Source organism: Streptomyces sp. NPDC044704 (assembly GCF_056433525.1).
The window spans coordinates 75,106-92,121 of sequence record NZ_JBWKGY010000017.1; the positions used below are offsets into that span (position 1 = coordinate 75,106).

The 17,016-nt window shown below is 71.3% G+C and carries 14 protein-coding genes; 12 read left to right on the forward strand and 2 right to left on the reverse strand.

The window, feature by feature from the left end:
* Nucleotides 1-4 precede the first annotated feature (4 nt).
* Nucleotides 5-589, reverse strand: coding sequence for a vitamin K epoxide reductase family protein (locus AC07B0_RS31185; RefSeq protein WP_478899432.1), 585 nt, complete (start codon nucleotides 587-589; stop codon nucleotides 5-7).
* Nucleotides 590-753: 164 nt separating this feature from the next.
* On the opposite strand from AC07B0_RS31185, the gene AC07B0_RS31190 reads away from it, so the two are divergent.
* Entirely contained in the window at nucleotides 754-1,905 is a 1,152-nt protein-coding gene (locus AC07B0_RS31190) for a sensor histidine kinase (protein ID WP_469380752.1), read from the forward strand.
* Nucleotides 1,906-1,924: 19 nt separating this feature from the next.
* On the opposite strand, the gene AC07B0_RS31195 is transcribed toward AC07B0_RS31190, so the two are convergent.
* Nucleotides 1,925-2,974 (reverse strand): rod shape-determining protein, encoded by a 1,050-nt coding sequence (locus AC07B0_RS31195; protein ID WP_356873942.1) that lies wholly within the window; start codon nucleotides 2,972-2,974, stop codon nucleotides 1,925-1,927.
* 118 nt (nucleotides 2,975-3,092) lie between these two features.
* Between AC07B0_RS31195 and folC the strand changes: the two genes are divergently transcribed.
* The 11 genes from folC to AC07B0_RS31250 all read left to right on the forward strand — a co-directional run bounded on the left by folC (nucleotide 3,093) and on the right by AC07B0_RS31250 (nucleotide 16,975).
* Complete coding sequence (gene folC / locus AC07B0_RS31200) at nucleotides 3,093-4,613, forward strand: bifunctional tetrahydrofolate synthase/dihydrofolate synthase (protein WP_356873944.1); 1,521 nt, start codon at nucleotides 3,093-3,095, stop codon at nucleotides 4,611-4,613.
* A gap of 7 nt (nucleotides 4,614-4,620) precedes the next feature.
* Entirely contained in the window at nucleotides 4,621-4,977 is a 357-nt protein-coding gene (locus tag AC07B0_RS31205) for a DUF4233 domain-containing protein (protein WP_356873946.1), read from the forward strand.
* Between the two features lie 65 nt (nucleotides 4,978-5,042).
* Nucleotides 5,043-5,453 (forward strand): nucleoside-diphosphate kinase, encoded by a 411-nt coding sequence (gene ndk, locus AC07B0_RS31210; protein ID WP_356873948.1) that lies wholly within the window; start codon nucleotides 5,043-5,045, stop codon nucleotides 5,451-5,453.
* A 296-nt stretch (nucleotides 5,454-5,749) separates the two neighbouring features.
* A complete protein-coding gene (locus AC07B0_RS31215) occupies nucleotides 5,750-6,769 on the forward strand; it encodes a rod shape-determining protein (protein ID WP_008738981.1) in 1,020 nt (339 codons plus the stop codon).
* A 167-nt stretch (nucleotides 6,770-6,936) separates the two neighbouring features.
* A complete protein-coding gene (gene mreC / locus AC07B0_RS31220; RefSeq protein ID WP_356873950.1) occupies nucleotides 6,937-7,878 on the forward strand; it encodes a rod shape-determining protein MreC in 942 nt (313 codons plus the stop codon).
* A 12-nt stretch (nucleotides 7,879-7,890) separates the two neighbouring features.
* Nucleotides 7,891-8,586 carry a rod shape-determining protein MreD gene (gene mreD, locus AC07B0_RS31225; protein WP_356873952.1) on the forward strand — a complete coding sequence of 232 codons (696 nt, stop codon included), beginning with the start codon at nucleotides 7,891-7,893 and terminating at the stop codon, nucleotides 8,584-8,586.
* A gap of 13 nt (nucleotides 8,587-8,599) precedes the next feature.
* Complete coding sequence (gene mrdA, locus AC07B0_RS31230) at nucleotides 8,600-10,780, forward strand: penicillin-binding protein 2 (RefSeq protein ID WP_356873954.1); 2,181 nt, start codon at nucleotides 8,600-8,602, stop codon at nucleotides 10,778-10,780.
* 17 nt (nucleotides 10,781-10,797) lie between these two features.
* Nucleotides 10,798-11,997 (forward strand): rod shape-determining protein RodA, encoded by a 1,200-nt coding sequence (gene rodA / locus AC07B0_RS31235; RefSeq protein WP_356873956.1) that lies wholly within the window; start codon nucleotides 10,798-10,800, stop codon nucleotides 11,995-11,997.
* A gap of 115 nt (nucleotides 11,998-12,112) precedes the next feature.
* Nucleotides 12,113-13,729 carry a CYTH and CHAD domain-containing protein gene (locus AC07B0_RS31240; RefSeq protein WP_478864514.1) on the forward strand — a complete coding sequence of 539 codons (1,617 nt, stop codon included), beginning with the start codon at nucleotides 12,113-12,115 and terminating at the stop codon, nucleotides 13,727-13,729.
* Nucleotides 13,730-13,801: 72 nt separating this feature from the next.
* A complete protein-coding gene (locus tag AC07B0_RS31245; RefSeq protein WP_356873960.1) occupies nucleotides 13,802-15,727 on the forward strand; it encodes a TIGR03960 family B12-binding radical SAM protein in 1,926 nt (641 codons plus the stop codon).
* Nucleotides 15,728-15,841: 114 nt separating this feature from the next.
* Complete coding sequence (locus tag AC07B0_RS31250; protein ID WP_478899434.1) at nucleotides 15,842-16,975, forward strand: hypothetical protein; 1,134 nt, start codon at nucleotides 15,842-15,844, stop codon at nucleotides 16,973-16,975.
* The last annotated feature ends 41 nt before the right edge of the window (nucleotides 16,976-17,016 follow it).

A 17,016-nucleotide genomic window follows, 5' to 3' on the forward strand; every position in this document is an offset into this window, starting at 1 on the left:
GGCCTCAGAGCAGCCGGGTGCCGAAGCGTTCCAGGACGAGGACGGCGACGACCCCGTACAGCGTCACCGGGACCAGCCAGTGGGGGAGGGCGCGCAGCGGGGAGCCGGGGCGGGACAGGTACCGGGTGACGTACCAGAACAGCGGGATCACCACCGCCCAGACGGCCGCGCACCACGGGCAGAGCGCGCCGATCACGTACAGGCACTGGCCGATCAGCCACACGGTGAGGGCGAAGCCGGCCGCGGTGCCCGCCCACAGGAGCCACCACAGCCGGCGCGGGAACCGGGCCCCGGCGACGAGCGCCGCGCCGAGGGCCGCGAGCGCCCCGAAGCCGGCGAGGCCGAGGAGCATGTTGGGGAAGCCGAGCAGGTTGCCCTGCCAGGTGGTCATCACGTCGCCGCAGCTCAGTACCGCGTTGACGTTGCAGCCCGGGGTGAAGAGGGGGTCCTCCAGGGTGCGGACGCGGTCGTGGGCGAGGACCCCGGAGGCGAGGGTGCCGACGATGCCGCCGATCAGGAGGAGCAGTCCGGTGCGGTGGTCCTCGGTGATCTGCCGGGTGGTCCGCGCGGCGGCCTTCGGGGTGGTCATTCCCCCGACGCTACGAGGGCGCGGGGCGGTCCCCCAGGGCGGAAGGTCACGGGTGTGGCGGGTCGTCCGGCCCCTGCCCGGAGCCAACCGGAGTGCCGCATATCACTTCATATGTCCCCCGGCTCGATCCGATCCCGGGGCGGCGACCACGGATGATGGGGGACATGCGCGTCAAGCCCGTCGTCCTCGCGGCACTCCACCGGGCCGCGGCCTCGGGCCGCCGGCGGGCCGACGGCTGGGCGGCCTCGCCCCGGGCGCTGGACGTCATCACGGCGCTGAGCTGCCTGGCCCTGATGGCGCTGGACCTGCCCGGCCTCGCCGCTGCCGACAACTCCCTCAACGGCTGGATGGCCGCCCTCGTGCTCGCCGCGGGCTGTTCGAGCCTGCTGGTGCGGCGCCGGGCGCCGTGGGTGGCGTACGTGACGGCCCTGCTGTTCGTCGGCTGGCTGCACGAGCTCACCCTCATCCAGTTCGCGCTCTACTCGGTCGGCCGCTACCGGGGCCGCCGGGCCGGGGTCCTGGCCACCGTCGGCTACGTCGCCTTCGCGTTCGCGGTGTTCAGCGTGCCGGGCTGGCCCGAGCCCAGGATCCAGACGCTGAGCTCCTTCCTCAGCCTGGTCGTGCCGATCGGGGTGCTCGCCTCGGCCGTGGGCATCGCCGCCTACCGGAGCGACCTGGTGCGGGAGCTGGAGGCGAGGCGGGCGGAGTCGGCGGTGCAGAACGCCGTCCAGCAGGAGCGGACCTCGGTCGCCCGGGACGTCCACGACTTCGTCGGGCGGGAGCTGACGCTGCTGACCGTGCGCTCCGAGGTGCTGTCCGTCCGGGCGCGGGAGACGGCGTACGCGAAGGACTTCGAGGAGCTCGCCGACACCGCGCGGCGCGCGCACCTGGTGCTGAACGAGATCATCGTGCAGCGCGGGGAGCGGGACTCGACGCCGGGCGTGGAGGGGCTCGCCGCGCTGGCCCGGGAGAGCGACCGGGCGGGTTCGCCGGTGCGGCTCACGCTCGACCCCGACGTGCACGGGCTGTCGCCGCTGCGGCAGGCGGCGGTGTACCGGGTGGTGCAGGAGTGCCTGACGAACGCGGCCAAGCACGCGCGGGGGGAGACCATCGAGGTGTCGATCGCGACGGACGGGCCGCAGCTGCGGATCGCCGTCCGCAACGGCCTCCCGGACGGCGCCCCAGGCCGCGCCCCCGTCTCGGCGGGCTCCGGCACGGCGAGCATGTCCGAACGCGTGCGGAGCCTGGGCGGCAGCCTGACGGCCACCCGTACGGACGGCTCGTACCTGGTGGTGGCCGTCCTGCCGCGCGCCTGACGGGCGGCGCCGGGCCCGCTCAGGCCCTGGCCGGGGCCAGCAGGCCGTTCAGCGTGTCGAGGTCCTCGACGCAGCGGCCCGAGCCGAGGGCGACGCAGTCCAGGGGGTTGTCCGCCACGAAGACGGGAATGCCGGTCGCGGAGGCGATGCGCAGGTCCAGGCCGGGCAGGAGCGCGCCTCCGCCGGTGAGGACGATGCCGTGTTCCATCACGTCGCCGGAGAGCTCCGGCGGGCACTCCTCCAAGGTGGTGCGGACGGCGGCGATGACGGCCTCGACCGGCTCGTCGAGCGCGGCCCGTACGTCGAGGGCGGTCAGTTCGAGCGTTTTGGGCATGCCGCCGACGCGCTCGCGGCCGCGCACGGTGAAGGTGCGGGTCTCCAGTTCGGGCCGGTCCGGGACGGGCCAGGCGGAGCCGATGCCGACCTTGACGTCCTCCGCGGTCCGCTCGCCGATGAGCAGGGAGTGTTCCTTGCGCACGTGGTCCGTGATCGCCGCGTCGAGCCGGTCGCCGCCGATCCGCAGGGACTGGGCGGTGACGATGCCGCCGAGCGAGATGACGGCCACCTCGGTGGTGCCGCCGCCGATGTCGACGACCATCGATCCGCGGGCTTCGGCCACCGGCAGCCCGGCGCCGATGGCCGCGGCCATGGGTTCCTCGATCAGGTGGACGGACTTCGCCCCGGCGCGGGTGGAGGCGTGCACGATGGCCCGCCGTTCGACCGGGGTCACTCCGGACGGCACGCAGATCACCATCCGGGTGCGCGTCCGGCGGCCGGGGACGGCCTTGCGCACGAAGTGCCGGATCATCTCCTCGGCGGCCTCGTAGTCGCAGATCACCCCGTCCTTCAGGGGGCGGATCGCGGTGATGGAGCCCGGGGTGCGGCCGATGGTCTCCTTGGCTTCCGTCCCCACGGCGAGCGCGGTGGTCGTGCCCGCCCTGACCGCCACCACGGACGGCTCATTGAGGACGATCCCGTGTCCCCGGGCGTAGACGAGGGTGTTGGCGGTCCCCAGGTCCATTCCTATGTCGCGGCTGGAAGCGGTCTTTTCGGTGCTGGCCTGCGGCATTTGTTCCCCAATCTCCTGCCCGCAAGGCTTGCATAACGATCCGGTCGCAATCGCCGCCGAAGGTCCCGAAACGGCCGGGCCGAAAGTCCCCGGGGTCCCCGTCCGTAGACTGGGTCCCGTGAGTGAGCAGCAGCCCGAGAGCCACGACCGAGACCACGCCTCCGACGAGTTCGACCAGATAGTCGCGGAGGAGGCCGACCGCGACCCCGACCTGGCGGTGATCGAGGCCGGCAGCCGTACCCTGCGCGCGCAGGCCGGACCGCCGCAGGGCGACCCGGTGCCGTCCCGTCCGGAGGACCCGGAGGTGGCGAAGGCGCTGCTGGAGGTGGAGCAGGAGCTGGCCACCCGCTGGGGCGAGACCAAGCTGGAGCCCTCCGTCAGCCGGATCTCCGCCCTGATGGACGTCCTGGGCGAGCCGCAGCGCGCGTACCCGTCGATCCACGTGACCGGCACCAACGGCAAGACCAGCACCGCCCGCATGATCGAGGCCCTGCTGAACGCCTTCGAGCTGCGCACGGGCCGCTACACCAGCCCGCACGTGCAGTCGGTCACCGAGCGGATCAGCCTGGACGGCGCACCGATCAGCGCCGAGCGCTTCGTCGAGACCTATCACGACGTCAAGCCGTACGTGGAGATGGTCGACGCCGCCGAGGAGTACCGGCTGTCCTTCTTCGAGGTGCTCACGGGCATGGCGTACGCGGCCTTCGCGGACGCGCCCGTGGACGTGGCCGTCGTCGAGGTCGGCATGGGCGGCAGCTGGGACGCCACGAACGTCATCGACGGCACGGTCGCGGTGATCACCCCGATCAGCCTCGACCACACCGACCGGCTCGGCACGACGCCCGGTGAGATCGCCCTGGAGAAGGGCGGCATCATCAAGCAGGACGCGACGGTGATCCTGGCGCAGCAGCCGGTGGACGCGGCGCAGGTGCTGCTGAAGAAGGCCGTCGAGGTCGACGCGACGGTGGCCCGCGAGGGCATGGAGTTCGGAGTCGTCTCCCGCGAGGTGGCGGTCGGCGGCCAGATGCTGACCCTGCGCGGGGTGGGCGGCGAGTACGACGGCATCTTCCTGCCGCTGTACGGGGCCCACATGGCGCACAACGCGGCCGTCGCGCTGGCGGCCGTCGAGGCCTTCTTCGGGATCGGCGGGGAGCACGCCCGCGAGCTCGATGCGGACACCGTGCGGAAGGCCTTCGCCTCGGTGACCTCGCCGGGCCGCATGGAGGTCGTGCGCCGCAGCCCGACCGTGGTGCTGGACGCCGCCCACAACCCGGCGGGAGCGCGGGTGACCGCCGAGGCCGTCACCGAGGCCTTCGGCTTCAGCCGGCTGATCGGGGTCGTGGCGGCCAGCGAGGGCAAGGACGTCAAGGGGGTGCTGGAGGCCTTCGAGCCGATCTTCGCGGAGGTCGTCGTCACGGAGAACACCAGCCACCGGGCGATGGGCGCCGACGAGCTGGCGGCCGTGGCCGTCGAGGTCTTCGGCACCGACCGGGTGCAGGTGGAGCCCCGGCTGGACGACGCGCTGGAGGCGGCCGTCACCCTGGCGGAGGAAGAGGCGGAGTACGGAGGGGCCGGGGTCCTGGTGACCGGTTCCGTGATCACGGTGGGCGAGGCCCGCCTGCTGTTCAAGAGAGGCTGAGGGATCGATGCGCACGCTCTGCGCGAGCACGCTGATCGGTGAGTTCTTCATCGTCGGCTTCGCGGGCCTGGTGGCCATGAAGAACCCGGACCTGACCCAGGCCCAGGTGTGGACGGTCTGCGGCGTGACGATGCTGCTCTCGGTACTGCTGTGCGGGATGCTCTCCCGCCCGGGCGCGGTGCAGCTCGGCTGGGCGCTCCAGGTCGGGCTGATCGCGAGCGGCTTCGTGGTGCCGACGATGTTCTTCCTGGGCGCGGTCTTCGCCGCCCTGTGGTGGTGCTCGGTGCACTACGGCCGGCGGATCGACGCCATCAAGGCCCGCTGGGCCGAGCAGGCGGAAGCCGCTGCTCCTGACGCTGCGTGACGGTTCACCGTGACGGCCCTGTAGATTCGCCCTACCGCACCCGTATGCCGCAAGGAGTTGCCACCATGACCCAGCGCACCCTCGTCCTGCTCAAGCCGGACGCCGTCAGGCGCGGCCTGATCGGCGAGATCATCGGTCGCATCGAGCGGAAGGCCGGCTGGACCGTTCCCGCGCTGGAGCTGCGCACGCTGGACGCGGAGACGCTGGAGACCCACTACGGCGAGCACAAGGGCAAGCCCTTCTACGAGCCGCTCATGGGCTTCATGTCCAGCGGTCCGGTCGTCGCCCTGGTGGTCGAAGGGGAACGCGTGATCGAGGGTGTCCGCCAGCTGGCCGGACCCACCGACCCGATCGCCGCGGCGCCCGGCTCCATCCGGGGGGATTTCGGGACCATCACCCGGGAGAACCTGATCCACGCCTCGGATTCCGAGGAGTCCGCGGAGCGCGAGCTGAAGCTGTTCTTCCCCGCGCTCTGATTACTCTTTCCTGACGCGACATCAGCCGAATAGCGCTCATGACCTGGGGCGACCGAAGTAATTTCGGTCGCCCTTCGGTATTACCGGGCCCCACCGGGAACGCATGGGCAGGACGCGACGTCACCACTAAGGGGGCGGGTATCCGTTCCGGCGGGATTGCCGGAGTCCCGTCGCGCGGTGTCCGTACTTGCGGCACTACGATGGGGCCTCCACCCACACACCCACCTCGCCGACCTGACAGCAGCCGCTATCAACTGGAAGGCCAGACGCTCCTCATGGGGAACAAGGGGAACAACATGTCGTTCATCGGCCGTGACATGGCGATCGACCTCGGGACCGCCAACACGCTGGTGTACGTGAGGGGCCGGGGAATCGTCCTGAACGAGCCGTCCGTGGTCGCCATCAACACGAACACCGGTGGCATCCTGGCGGTCGGCTCCGAGGCGAAGAAGATGATCGGCCGGACGCCCGGCAACATCGTCGCCGTACGCCCCCTCAAGGACGGCGTGATCGCCGACTTCGAGATCACCGAGCGCATGCTCCGGTACTTCATCCTCAAGATCCACAAGCGCCGCTACCTGGCCCGCCCCCGCGTGGTGGTCTGCGTACCCTCCGGCATCACGGGAGTGGAGCGGCGCGCCGTCATCGAGGCGTCCACGCAGGCCGGCGCCCGTCAGGTGCACATCATCGAGGAGCCCATGGCCGCCGCCATCGGCTCGGGCCTGCCCGTCCACGAGGCCACCGGCAACATGGTCGTGGACATCGGCGGTGGCACCACCGAGGTCGCCGTCATCTCCCTCGGCGGAATCGTCACGGCGCAGTCCATCCGGGTCGCCGGCGACGAGCTGGACAACGCGATCATCCAGCACATCAAGAAGGAGTACTCGCTCCTCCTCGGCGAGCGCACCGCCGAGCAGATCAAGATCACCATCGGGTCGGCGTACGACCTCGACAAGGACGAGCACACCGAGATCCGCGGCCGCGACCTCGTCTCGGGCCTGCCCAAGACCGTGGTCATCTCCGCGGCCGAGGTGCGCAAGGCCATCGAGGAGCCCGTCAACGCCATCGTCGACGCGGTCAAGACGACCCTCGACAAGTGCCCGCCGGAACTCTCCGGCGACATCATGGACCGCGGCATCGTCCTGACCGGTGGCGGAGCCCTGCTGCGCGGCCTGGACGAGCGGCTGCGCCGCGAGACGGGCATGCCGATCCACATCGCCGAGGATCCCCTCGACTCCGTCGCACTCGGCTCCGGCAAGTGCGTGGAGGAGTTCGAGGCCCTCCAGCAGGTCCTGGACGCCCAGCCCCGACGATGACCGGATCCCCGTCGAAGGGGCAAGCGGAACACAAGGATCCGCCGTACGGGTGCTACCGCGCCCGTGCGGCGGATCGTTGATATACAGGCACAGTCCGGTCGGAGTCCCGGTTCCGCCGGAGCGGCTCCGCCGCACGGGTATCTACGAGGAAGGCACGGCCGCCGCACGTGAGGGACACACGAGAAAGCCGGCTGCTCCTGGTGCTTCTGATCGCCATCGCGTTCGCGTTGATCACGGTGGACATCAGGGCGGGCGAGGAGTCGCCGGTCGACGGTGCCCGGCAGGCCGCCGCAGCGGTCTTCGGCCCGGTCGAGAAGGGCGTCGCGACCGCGGTGGACCCGGTCGCCAACGCCATAGGGGCCGTCCGCGACTCCGGTGAGCGCCACAACCGGATCGCGACGCTCGAACGCGAGAACAGCATGCTGAAGGCCAAGCTCGGCAGCGAGGACCAGACCCGCAGCCGGATCCGCGAGCTCGACGAGATGCTCAAGCGGGCCGGCGCCGGACAGTACGGCATCAAGGGCGCCGAGGTCATCGCCATAGGAGCGGCCCAGGGCTTCTCCTGGACCGTCACCATCGACGCGGGCAGCAAGGACGGCATCGAGCGCGACATGACCGTCCTCAACGGGGACGGGCTCGTCGGCCGGGTCGCCACCGTCGGCCCCGACACCGCCACCGTCGTCCTCGCCAACGACCCGGACTTCACCGTCGGCACCCGCCTGGAGAAGACCGGCGAGCTCGGCTTCGCCACCGGCCAGGGGGACCGCGCCCTGTCCGTCCAGATGCTCAACGGCAAAGCCAAGATCAACCCCGGCGACCGCCTCGTCACCTTCGGCTCGCGCGGCAACAAGCCCTTCGTGCCCGGAGTCCCGATCGGCGAGGTCGTCAAGGTCGACCCCTCGCGCGGCGACCTGACCCGCACCGTCTGGATCCGTCCGTTCGTCGGCTTCTCCCGCCTCGACATCGTCGGCGTCGTGGTGATGCCCCCGCGCGAGGACCCGCGCGACGCGGTCCTGCCGCCCAAGCCCGAGGCACCCAAGCCCACCCCGACCGTCACGGTCACCGTCACCCCGTCCGCCGGCGTGTCCGGCAAGCCGGCCGACGAGTAGGAGCTGACCGTCATGCGCTTCAACCGGATCCTGCTCTCGGCCACACTCATCGTGGTCGCCCTCGTCATCCAGGTCAGCGTCCTCGGCCGGCTCCAGCTGCCCGGCGCCGTCCCCGACCTCGTGCTGCTGACCGTCGTCGCCCTCGCCCTGGTCTACGGGCACCTCAGCGGCGCCCTCATCGGCTTCGGCGCCGGACTCCTCGCCGACCTGGCCCCGCCCGCCGACCACGCCGCCGGGCGGTACGCGCTCGTGCTGTGCCTGATCGGCTACCTCGTCGGCCTCGCCCGGCCCGACAGCGGGCGGTTCCGCTCGGCCTGGGGCCCGATGCTCACCGTCGTCGCCGCCGCGATCGGCTCCACCCTCCTCTACGCCGGAGTGGGCGCCCTCGTCGGCGACACCGCCGCCCGGCACGTGGGCCTCACCGGCCTGCTGTTCACCGCGACCCTCTACGACCTGCTCCTCGCGCCCTTCACGGTGCCCTTCATCATGGCCCTGGCCCGGCGCGCCGAGAACGACCCGATGGCCGTCGACGCCGCCGGCGGACCGGCCCAGGGCAACGACGTGTCCTCCGGCTGGCTGGCCGGCGGCACGGGACTGCGCATCGGCAGCCAGCGCGGCGGCCTGCGCCTGCGGGGCTCGCGCGTCCGCGCCAACCGGGCCGGCCGGATAAAGGGCGTCAAGGCGGTGAAGAGCGTGAAGAAACTGTGAGGAGGGAGCGGACGTGACCAACACCCCCGACACCGGCCGCACCCCCCGGGTGCGGATCCGCCTGGTCATGATCCAGGTACTCGTCCTCTCGATGTTCGTCACCCTCGGCGGACGTCTGTGGTACCTCCAGATCCGCAACGGCGCGGAGTACTACCACGAGGCCAAGAGCAACCACGTCCAGCGCGTCGTCCAGCCCGCCGTCCGCGGTTCGATCCTCGACGCCCGCGGCGTCCCGCTCGCCGACAACGAGACGCGCCTGGTCGTGTCCGCCAGCCGCACCCAGCTGATGAAGATGAAGGACAGGGGCAAGGCCGTCATGACCCGCCTCGCCGGAGTCCTGGACATGGGTCCCAAGGAGGTCATGGACAAGGTCCGCCTCTGCGACTCCGAAACCCCCAAGCCCTGCTGGAACGGCTCCCCGTACCAGCCGATCCCCGTCACCCTCGAAGCCACCACGCAACAGGCGCTGCAGATCCGCGAACGACCCGCCGACTTCCCCGGCATCACCGCGGAGCCCACCGCCGTCCGCCGCTACCCGGCCCCGGGCGGCGCCCGTACCTCGCAGGTCCTCGGCTACCTCTCGCCCGTCACCGACGAAGAGATCCAGAAGGCCAAGGACACCGACTCGCCCCACCTGCGCTCCGACCAGGTCGGCCGGTCCGGCATCGAACGCACCTACGACAGGCAGCTGCGCGGCAAGGCCGAAGTCACCTCCTACGAGGTCGACAACCTCGGCCGCGTCATGGGACAGACCAAGTCCGACCCCGGCGTCCCCGGATCCACCCTCGTCACCAGCATCGACGCCAGGGTCCAGGCCGTCGCCGAGTTCGAACTCCAGGCCGCGATGAAGACCGTCCGCCAGGAGACCGACAAGATCACCGGCCGCAAGTACGAGGCCGACTCGGGCGCCGTCGTCGTCATGGAGACCAAGACCGGCCGCATCGTCGCGATGGCCTCCCAGCCCGACTACGACCCCAACGCCTGGGTCGGCGGCATCTCCGGCGCCGACTACGCCAAACTCACCACCAAGAGCTCCAACTACCCGCTGCTCAACCGGGCCATCCAGGGCCAGGCCCCCGCGGGCTCCATCTTCAAGGTGGTCTCGGCGAGCGCGGCCGTGCGCGCCGGCTACGACTTCGACGACAAGTACAACTGCAGCAGCTCCTACAGCCTCGGCGGCCGGAGCTTCGCGAACTTCGAGTCCAAGGGCCACGGCCCCATCACCCTCGGCGACGCACTCAAGTTCTCCTGCAACACCGTCTTCTACGCGCTCGGGCACAAGGAGTGGCAGCGCGACGGCGGCCTCAAGCCCAAGAAGGACGCCCACGACTGGTTCTACCGCACCGCCCGCGAATTCGGACTCGGCGCGGAGACCGGGGTCGACCTGCCCAACGAGGTCACCGGCCGCATCCCCGACCGCGGCTGGAAGAAGAGCTTCTGGGCGGCCAACAAGGACTCCTGGTGCAAGCAGGGCAAGAAGGGCGGCACCTACGTCGAGCAGATCGCCTACGAGAGCTGCCTCGAAGGCAACCAGCTGAAGGCGTTCGACAGCATCAACTTCGCCATCGGCCAGGGCGACGTCCTCGTCACCCCCATCCAGATGGCCACCGCCTACTCGGCCATCAGCAACGGCGGCACCCTCTTCAACCCCACCGTCGGCAAGGCCGTGATCAGCCCCGACGGCAAGCACATCGACATGATCAAGCCCGCGTCGCACGGCCGGCTGCCCATCGACGCCAAGACCGTCAACGACCTCGACAAGGGCCTGCGCTCCGTCGTCGCACCCGGCGGCACCGCCGCCTGGCGGTTCGGCGGCTGGCCGCTCGACAAGATCCCGATGCGCGCCAAGACCGGCACCGCCCAGGTGTACGGCAAGCAGACCACCTCGTGGCTGGCGACCTACACCGACGACTTCGCCATCGTCATGACCATCTCCCAGGGCGGCACCGGCTCCGGAGCCTCCGGACCCGCCGTCCGCAACCTCTACAACGCCATCTACGGCCTCGACATGGCCGGCAACCAGGACCCGAAGAAGGCCCTGCTGCCGAGGCCCGAGGCGAAACTCCCCAGGATCCGGCCCGACGGATCCATCGACTCCCCCGAGATCCGGCCGTACGTGCCACCGTCTCCGGAGGACCTGGCGCCGGCCGTACTCGCCGGGCCTCCCGCTGCGCCTCCCGCCTGGCACGACTGAGGACAGAACACACCGACATGCAGACCGCGAACAAGTTCTCCGTCTCCCGGTACGCGCCCCAGCGCGGACCGGTGGCCCGGCTCACCGCACGGGACTCCGTGCTGCGCCGGCTCGACTGGCCGATACTGCTCTCCGCGCTGGCACTGTCCTTCATCGGGGCCCTGCTGGTGTGGTCGGCGACCCGCAACCGGACCTCCCTGAACCAGGGGGACCCGTACTACTTCCTCTTCCGGCACGCCATGAACACCGGCATCGGCCTCGTGCTGATGATCGGCACCGTCTGGCTCGGGCACCGCACCCTGCGCGGCGCCGTGCCCATCCTGTACGGGCTCTCCCTGGTCCTCATCATCGCGGTCCTCACCCCGCTGGGCGCCACCATCAACGGCGCCCACGCGTGGATCGTGATCGGCGGCGGCTTCTCGCTCCAGCCCTCCGAGTTCGTGAAGATCACGATCATCCTGGGCATGGCGATGCTGCTGGCGTCCCGGGTCGACGCGGGCGACCTCGACCACCCCGACCACCGCACCGTGGTGAAGGCGCTCTGCCTGGCCGCCGCCCCGATGGGCATCGTCATGCTGATGCCCGACCTCGGCTCCGTCATGGTGATGGTCGTCATCGTGCTCGGCGTCCTGCTGGCCTCCGGCGCCTCCAACCGCTGGGTCCTCGGACTCCTCGGCTCGGGCGCCGCCGGCGCCATCCTCATCTGGCAGCTCGGCGTCCTCGACGAGTACCAGATCAACCGCTTCGCCGCCTTCGCCAACCCCGAGCTCGACCCGGCGGGCGTCGGCTACAACACCAACCAGGCGCGCATCGCGATCGGCTCCGGCGGCCTCACCGGCTCAGGGCTCTTCAAGGGCTCCCAGACCACCGGGCAGTTCGTCCCCGAGCAGCAGACCGACTTCGTGTTCACCGTCGCGGGCGAGGAACTGGGCTTCATCGGAGCGGGCCTGATCCTGTTCCTGCTGGCCGTCGTGCTGTGGCGCGCCTGCATGATCGCCCGGGAGACCACCGAGCTCTACGGCACCGTCGTCTGCGCCGGGATCATCGCCTGGTTCGCCTTCCAGTCCTTCGAGAACATCGGCATGACCCTCGGCATCATGCCGGTGGCCGGACTGCCCCTGCCCTTCGTGTCCTACGGCGGATCCTCGATGTTCGCCGTGTGGATCGCGGTCGGCCTGCTCCAGTCCATCCGGGTGCAGCGGCCCATGTCGGCCTGACACGGGTCCGGCGCCGCCCGGACGTGCGACGGAGGCGGGCCGGGACGTTCCCGGCCCGCCTCCGCCACGACCGGGCGTACTGCCGCCGCGCGCCGAACCGGTCTAGATTCGGTTCATGGCGGACAGCAAGCGTGAGATCGAGCGGAAATTCGAGTTCGCGCCCGGAAAGGCCGGCAAGGGCGAAAAACCCGGGAAGCGCGCGAAGGCCGGGGCCGGCTCCCTACCCCTGCCGGACCTCACCGGCACCGCCGGGATCGCGGAGGTCCGCGACCGCGGCACCGTCCACCTCGACGCCGTCTACTACGACACCCCCGATCGGCGCCTCGCCGCCGACGGGCTGACGCTGCGGCGCAGGACCGGCGGCGACGACGCGGGCTGGCACCTCAAACTGCCCGTCTCCCCGGGAATCCGCGAAGAGGTCCACGCCCCCCTCTCCGACGCCGTCCCGCACGACCTCGCCGCCCTGGTCCGCTCCCGGGTCCGCGGGGCCGCACTCGAACCGCTGGTCCGGCTGCGCTCCGAGCGCCACCTCCGCGACCTCCTCGACGGCGACGGGAACCCCCTCGCGGAACTGTGCACCGACGCCGTACGGGCCGAGCGCGGCGAAGCCGTCGCCACCTGGACCGAGGTCGAGGTGGAACTCGCCGACGGGACCGCGGGAGCGGACGGCGACCCGGCCGGGGATGAGGCCGGCACCGCCCTCCTCGACACCATCGGCAAGAAGTTCCTCAAGGCCGGACTCCGCGCCTCCGACGCCCCCTCGAAACTCGCCCGCGCCCTCGCCGAGACCGACGCCGGGGCCGGGGCCGGGGCCGGGACCGGGGCCGAGACCGACGCCGAGCCCCCGGAGGGCACGGCGGCCGCGTACGTGCTCGCCTACCTGCGCGAACAGCGCGACGTGATCGTCGCCCTCGACCCCGCGGTCCGCCGCGACCTGCCCGACTCCGTCCACCAGATGCGCGTCGCCGTCCGCCGCACCCGCAGCGCCTTCAAGACCCACCGCAAGGTCCTCGACCGGACCGTCACGGACCCCCTCGGCGAGGAACTGAAGTGGCTCGGCGGCGAACTCGGCGTCGACCGCGACCGGGAGGTCCTGCGGGAGAGGTTCCGGACCCACATCCGGGAACTGCCCCGCGACCTCGTCGTCGGACCCGTCCGAGGCCGGCTGCGCACCTGGAACGAGACCCGCCGCCGCGACTCCCGGCGCCGCGCCCTGGCCGCCCTGGACAGCCCGCGCCACATCAGCCTCCTCGACGCGCTCGACGCCCTGCTCGCCGGACCGCCGCTGCTCAAGGCCGCGGACCGCCCCGCGGAGAGCGTCCTGCCCAAGGCCGTCCTCCACGACTACGACCGGCTCGCCGAGCGCGTCGGACACGCGCTCGAACTCGCCCCCGGCCACGAACGCGACCTCGCCCTCCACGAGGCGCGCAAAGCCGCCAAACGGGCCCGCTACGCGGCGGAAGCGGCCGTACCGGCCCTCGGCAAACCGGCGAAACACCAGGCGAAGGCCATGAAGAAGGTCCAGACCCTGCTCGGCGGCCACCAGGACAGCGTGGTGGCCCGGGCCGCCCTGCGCGGCCTCGCCGACCAGGCCGCGGGCGCCGGCGAGCCCTCCTTCACCTGGGGCGTCCTGTACGCCCGGGAGGAGGCCCTGGCGCGGCGGCAGGAGGACGAGCTCCCGGGCGTCTGGGCGAAGGCCGCGGACCCACGCCTGCGGGCCGCCCTCAAGTGATCATGTGGGCAGGGGCCAGTGGGCCTCGGGGTACGCTTGAGAGTCGCCCCCTGCCCGCTTCACGAAAGTCGCGTGATGTCCGAGTCGGTCTTCCCACAGCTCGAAGCTCTGCTCCCGCATGTGCAGAAGCCCATCCAGTACGTCGGTGGTGAGCTCAACTCCACCGTCAAGCCGTGGGACTCCTGCGACGTCCGCTGGGCGCTGATGTACCCGGACGCGTACGAGGTCGGGCTGCCCAACCAGGGCGTCATGATCCTCTACGAGGTGCTGAACGAGCGCGAGGGAGTGCTCGCCGAGCGCACGTACTCGGTGTGGCCGGACCTCGAAGAGCTGATGCGCGAGCACCAGGTCCCGCAGTTCACCGTCGACAGCCACCGCCCGGTCGGCTCCTTCGACGTGTTCGGACTGTCGTTCTCCACCGAGCTCGGCTACACGAACATGCTGACGGCCCTGGACCTCGCGGGCATCCCGCTGGAAGCCAGGAACCGTACCGTCGACCACCCCATCGTCCTCGCGGGCGGCCACGCGGCCTTCAACCCCGAGCCGATCGCGGAGTTCATCGACTGCGCCGTCATCGGCGACGGCGAGCAGGCCGTCCTCGACATGACCGAGATCATCCGCGCGTGGAAGGCCGAAGGCCGGCCCGGCGGGCGCGAGGAGGTCCTGCTCCGCCTCGCCAAGACCGGCGGCGTCTACGTCCCCGGTTTCTACGACGTCGAGTACCTGCCGGACGGCCGCATCGGCCGTGTCGTGCCGAACCGCTCCGGCGTGCCGTGGCGCGTGTCCAAGCACACCGTCATGGACCTCGACGAGTGGCCGTACCCCAAGCAGCCCCTGGTCCCGCTCGCCGAGACCGTCCACGAGCGCATGTCCGTGGAGATCTTCCGCGGCTGCACCCGCGGCTGCCGTTTCTGCCAGGCCGGCATGATCACGCGCCCCGTGCGGGAGCGAAGCATCACCGGCATCGGCGAGATGGTGGAGAAGGGTCTCAAGGCGACCGGCTTCGAGGAGGTCGGCCTCCTCTCGCTGTCCTCCGCGGACCACACCGAGATCGCCGACATCGCCAAGGGCCTCGCGGACCGCTACTCGGACGACAAGGTGGGCCTGTCCCTGCCGTCGACCCGCGTGGACGCGTTCAACGTGGACCTGGCCAACGAGCTGACCCGCAACGGCCGCCGCTCGGGCCTCACCTTCGCCCCCGAGGGCGGCTCCGAGCGCATGCGCAAGGTCATCAACAAGATGGTCTCGGAAGAGGACCTGATCCGCACCGTCGCCACCGCCTACGGCAACGGCTGGCGCCAGGTGAAGCTGTACTTCATGTGCGGCCTGCCGACCGAGACCGACGAGGACGTCCTCCAGATCGGTGACATGGCGGTCAACGTCATCGCCAAGGGCCGCGAGGTCTCCGGGCAGAACGACATCCGCTGCACCGTCTCCATCGGCGGGTTCGTGCCCAAGCCGCACACCCCCTTCCAGTGGGCCCCGCAGCTGTCGGCCGAGGAGACGGACGCGCGCCTCACCAAGCTCCGCGACAAGATCCGCGGCGACAAGAAGTACGGCCGCTCCATCGGCTTCCGCTACCACGACGGCAAGCCGGGCATCGTCGAGGGCCTGCTCTCCCGCGGTGACCGCCGCATCGGTGACGTCATCCGCGCCGTGTACGAGTCCGGCGGCCGCTTCGACGGCTGGCGCGAGCACTTCTCGTACGACCGCTGGATGGAAGCCGCCGAGAAGGCGCTGCCCGCCTACGGCGTGGACGTGGCCTGGTACACGACCCGCGAACGGACGTACGAGGAAGTCCTGCCCTGGGACCACCTGGACTCCGGCCTCGACAAGGACTGGCTCTGGGAGGACTGGCAGGACGCCCTCGACGAGACCGAGGTCGAAGACTGCCGCTGGACCCCGTGCTTCGACTGCGGCGTGTGTCCTCAGATGGACACGAGCATCCAGATCGGCCCGACCGGCAAGAAGCTGCTGCCGCTGTCGGTCGTGAAGTGACCTCCGGCCGTACCGGCCGCTGATCCCGCGACGCGTCCCCCACCGTGCACGGTGGGGGACGCGTTTGTCTGCGCCGGCCGCAACGGGTTGGGGGCGGGGGGTGTCCTTAGGGGTATGGAAACCGAGGAGGTACGGGGCGGGCGTGGGGGTGAAGGGTGCCTGGTGGGGGTCGTCGGGGTGCCCGTGAAGGTCGTGGCCGTGCTGGTCGTCCTGCCCGTACGGCTCGTCTGGGACCTGCTCGTGCTCGCCGCGCGCACCGTGCACCGCCGCGTCCTGGCACCCGTCGGGCAGGCCCTGGCGTGGCTCGGGCGGGGGGTCGGGCTGGTGCTGAGGTGGCTGGCGCTGGGTGTCTTCTACTGGCCGTGGGTGGGGCTGTGGCGCCATCTCGTGGTTCCGGTCGGCGGCGCCGTGTACCGGTACCTGCTGGTCCCGCTCGGGCGCGGCGTCGAACTGGCCGTCCTCGCCCTCGGCCGGCACGTGCTCGTGCCCGTCGGCGCCGGACTCGTATGGCTGACCGTGGCCGCGTACCGCCACCTGCTGGTTCCGCCCGCCGCCGGCCTGGCCTGGCTGGCGCGGCGGCTGTACCGGTACGCGCTGACCCCGGTCGGGCACGGGCTGCGGTGGTTCCTGCCGAGGGCGTTCGCCGCCGTCTTCGTGTGGCCCTGGGCGGCCCTGTGGCGGTACGTGCTCGTCCCGGTCGCGACCGCCGCCCACCGGTACGTCCTGCGCCCGGCCGGGCAGGGGATCGCCTGGCTGGCGCGGGGCGCCGGGCTGGTGCTGAGGTGGCTGGCGCTGGGCCTCTTCTACTGGCCGTGGGTGGGTCTGTGGCGGTATCTGGTGGTTCCGATCGCCGCCGGGGCGTACCGGTTCCTACTGGCCCCGCTCGGCCGGGGGCTGTACCGGTACGCGCTCACCCCCCTCGGACACCTCCTCGTCGGCGCCTGGCACCTCGCGGGCCGGGTCAGCCGGGCCCTCGGCCGGGGCCTCCTCTGGCTCTGGCGCGGCTGCGTCGCCCGGCCCTGCGCCTGGGCCCACCGGCGGATCGCCACACCGGCCGGGCACGCCGTCCGCAGGGTGTGGCGCACCGCCCGCGCCTCGGTCCGGGAGGCCCGTGCCGAGGTACGACGCCTGCTGTTCGGTGCTCCTCCCGGGGAACCGGCGAGGTCACGGGCGCGTACTCTGGGTAGTACGACAGCCGCAGGCAACACGCCCGCCCCCGAGATCTCCCCGCACAAGACGCGGGGGTGAGCCGGAGGCAGGGCGCGGCCGGCAGGCTCCACAGACACTCA

Coding starts and splice junctions, on each gene's coding strand:
- AC07B0_RS31185 (WP_478899432.1), bottom strand. CDS start 589: ATGACCACCCCGAAGGCCGCCGCGCGGACCACCCGGCAGATCACCGAG.
- AC07B0_RS31190 (WP_469380752.1), top strand. CDS start 754: ATGCGCGTCAAGCCCGTCGTCCTCGCGGCACTCCACCGGGCCGCGGCC.
- AC07B0_RS31195 (WP_356873942.1), bottom strand. CDS start 2,974: ATGCCGCAGGCCAGCACCGAAAAGACCGCTTCCAGCCGCGACATAGGA.
- AC07B0_RS31205 (WP_356873946.1), top strand. CDS start 4,621: ATGCGCACGCTCTGCGCGAGCACGCTGATCGGTGAGTTCTTCATCGTC.
- ndk (WP_356873948.1), top strand. CDS start 5,043: ATGACCCAGCGCACCCTCGTCCTGCTCAAGCCGGACGCCGTCAGGCGC.
- AC07B0_RS31215 (WP_008738981.1), top strand. CDS start 5,750: ATGTCGTTCATCGGCCGTGACATGGCGATCGACCTCGGGACCGCCAAC.
- mreD (WP_356873952.1), top strand. CDS start 7,891: ATGCGCTTCAACCGGATCCTGCTCTCGGCCACACTCATCGTGGTCGCC.
- rodA (WP_356873956.1), top strand. CDS start 10,798: ATGCAGACCGCGAACAAGTTCTCCGTCTCCCGGTACGCGCCCCAGCGC.
- AC07B0_RS31240 (WP_478864514.1), top strand. CDS start 12,113: ATGGCGGACAGCAAGCGTGAGATCGAGCGGAAATTCGAGTTCGCGCCC.
- AC07B0_RS31250 (WP_478899434.1), top strand. CDS start 15,842: ATGGAAACCGAGGAGGTACGGGGCGGGCGTGGGGGTGAAGGGTGCCTG.